This is a genomic window from Vibrio sinensis, assembly GCF_003605645.1.
In the GTDB taxonomy this organism is placed as follows: Bacteria; Pseudomonadota; Gammaproteobacteria; order Enterobacterales; family Vibrionaceae; genus Vibrio; species Vibrio sinensis.
Window position 1 is genome coordinate 1 of record NZ_QVMU01000177.1, and the last position, 420, is coordinate 420.

The window sequence follows — 420 nt, forward strand, 5'->3', positions numbered from 1 at the left end:
ATAAATCATCCTCAACCTATTCTCAAACTTTAAATGGGTGAGAAGCTTAACTCGCTTAATTGGAGTTTTGCATTGAATGTGAGTGCCAAGTGGGCCATTTTTGGTAAGCAGAACTGGCGCTGTGGGATGAACCAAACGTTCGGTTAAGGTGCCTAACACGACGCTCATGAGATACCACAAAAGGTGTTGGTTGGTCTAGACAGCAGGACGGTGGCCATGGAAGTCGGAAGCCGCTAAGGAGTGTGTAACAACTCACCTGCCGAATCAACCAGCCCTGAAAATGGATGGCGCTCGAGCGTTGGACCTATACCGGACCGTTGCTGTAAGCTGGGCCTATGCTGTGTGAGGGCAAGCTGCACTTGGTCCAGGCATGGAGTAACGGCAACGAGTAGGAGGGTCGCTGTGGCTAGCGGGAAGCCT

At 51.4% G+C, this 420-nt stretch carries 1 rRNA gene; it reads left to right on the forward strand.

Going from position 1 to position 420, the window contains the following annotated elements:
* Nucleotides 1-420: ribosomal RNA gene (locus DZ860_RS25475) — 23S ribosomal RNA — on the forward strand; the annotation flags it as partial.